The sequence below is a fragment of the uncultured Maritalea sp. genome (assembly GCF_937139385.1).
Taxonomy (GTDB): Bacteria; Pseudomonadota; Alphaproteobacteria; order Rhizobiales; family Devosiaceae; genus Maritalea; species Maritalea porphyrae_A.
This window is the reverse complement of the sequence record NZ_CAKZPW010000004.1, coordinates 1-2216: the sequence shown is the minus strand read 5'-3', so window position 1 is coordinate 2216 and position 2216 is coordinate 1. Positions and strand designations below refer to the sequence as shown.

Genomic DNA, 2216 nt, shown 5'->3' with positions numbered 1-2216 from the left:
TTATTGGTTCCGTAGCCGTAGTCCTCAATACCGTCAAAAGTCAGCTGAGTCAGCTCATCATTACGGGTATTACGCAGCCACAAATTGTGATCTTGAATAAAAACTGCTTTTATTTCGTTTCTTTCTATTTCTTTTATTACTTGAACTACTTCCTCCTCCAATTGAAGGAACTTTTGCAAATAACTTACTTAGGATATCTGAAAACCAATTGTCCCCTTTAAAATGAAACTTAGCAATTTCTGCACCTCTTGAAGAAATTGCCATTCACACTTGAGCAAAGAGCGAACCATGCCTTCAAGCTACGATCCAAATAACATTTTCACCAAGATCATCGCCGGCGATATCCCAAGCCACAAAATCTTTGAAGACGATGTTTGCGTATCAATTATGGATATTATGCCGGAGAGCCGCGGTCATGTGCTGGTTGTCCCTAAAAAAGGCGCGCGCAACTTGATTGACGTTGATCCTGACGATTTGGCGGAACTGATGAAGCGCGTTCAAAAGATAGCCGTGGCGGTTAAAAAATCCATGCGCGCTGATGGGATATTGTTGCGCCAATCGAGCGAAGAAGTCGCGGGCCAAACTGTTTACCACTTACATTTTCACATCATCCCTTGCTACGCCGGGCAACGACGCAATCGGCATGGCGAAGTTGAAGTTTCAAACGACGACTTGGCAGAAATTGCCGAGCACATTCGCGCAGCTCTTTAACAAAAAGGCCGGTCAACTGACCGGCCCTTTTTAATTAGCTCTTTTCAGAACTCGTTTTTGGTTTGCTCTTTGGTGTCGATGGCACCCGAGCGCTGCTCGTTGCCGCCTTCTTGCGCGGTTTTTTGGTGATCGCTTTGCGTTTTTCTGGCCCCGTAATCGCCTTTGGCTTTGCAGGCGCAGGGGGCAAAAACTTAAGCACCAACTCGTCGGCACCTCGTTTCACATCGACTTTCACCGTACCGCCATTTTGTAGCTTGCCGAACAAGACTTCATCAGCCAATGGCTTCTTGATGTGTTCTTGAATGACCCGGCCAAGTGGACGAGCACCCATTGTCTCGTCATATCCGCGCTTGGCAATCCACTTGTTCGCAGCAGTTGTCAATTCGATGGTTACACCACGCTCGCCCAATTGTGCTTCAAGCTGAATAACAAACTTCTCAACAACTTGACTAACCACTTTGCTCGGCAAGGCACCGAACGAAATAATAGCGTCCAACCGGTTACGGAATTCTGGTGTGAAAAAGGTTTTAAGCGCCTCTTCGTCGTCACCCGTACGTTTGTTGGTTGTGAAGCCCACTGGTGCACGCGCCATATCGGCAGCACCCGCGTTCGACGTCATGATCAAAATGACGTTGCGGAACATGACTTCTTTGCCGTTATGATCGGTAAGCTTGCCGTGGTCCATAACTTGCAACAAGATGTTGAACAAATCAGGGTGTGCTTTCTCAATTTCATCAAGCAAAACAACGCAGTGCGGGTTTTGGTCGACTCCATCTGTTAACAAACCACCTTGATCAAACCCAACATAACCTGGGGGCGCACCGATCAACCGTGAAACGGTATGACGCTCCATATACTCGGACATATCAAAGCGCAAAAGCTCCACGCCAAGCGTGTCGGCAAGCTGTTTTGCTACTTCGGTTTTACCCACACCAGTTGGCCCGGTGAACAGATAAGATCCGATGGGTTTTTCAGGCTCTCGTAATCCGGCACGGGCCAGTTTTATTGCAGACGAGAGTGCTGAAATCGCATCGTCTTGCCCAAACACCACGCGCTTCAAATTGTCTTCCAAACCGGAAAGAAGCTCGGTATCAGACTTTGAGACAGATTTCGGGGGAATGCGCGCCATTGTAGCAATGGTTGCTTCAATCTCTTCCACACCAATTTGTTTCTTTCGTTCCGCTTCGGGCAACAACCGTTGCGCAGCACCAGATTCATCAACCACATCAATGGCTTTATCGGGAAGCTTGCGATCATTGATATAGCGCGCTGCCAATTCAACAGATGTCTTGATGGCGTCAGAGGTGTATTTTACCGAGTGGTGGTCTTCAAAGTAGGGCTTCAAACCTTTGAGAATTTTCACAGCATCATCTACGGATGGCTCATTCACGTCAATTTTCTGGAAGCGCCGTGCGAGAGCACGATCCTTTTCAAAATGTTGGCGGAATTCTTTATAGGTAGTGGACCCCATGGTGCGCAATTTGCCACCCGCCAAAGCAGGTTTC

The 2216-nt window shown here is 47.8% G+C and carries 2 protein-coding genes; one reads left to right on the top strand and one right to left on the bottom strand.

Annotated elements, in window-relative coordinates:
* Positions 1-288 precede the first annotated feature (288 nt).
* A complete protein-coding gene (locus tag Q0231_RS00120; protein WP_269394048.1) occupies positions 289-711 on the top strand; it encodes an HIT family protein in 423 nt (140 codons plus the stop codon).
* A gap of 34 nt (positions 712-745) precedes the next feature.
* Here the strand turns inward: Q0231_RS00120 and Q0231_RS00115 are convergent.
* Positions 746-2216 (bottom strand): AAA family ATPase (locus tag Q0231_RS00115; protein WP_299343525.1); only part of this gene is annotated, 1471 nt, incomplete at its 5' end.

Excerpts from the sequence above, each read along its gene's own strand:
- Q0231_RS00120 (WP_269394048.1), top strand. The coding sequence starts at position 289 with ATGCCTTCAAGCTACGATCCAAATAACATTTTCACCAAGATCATCGCC.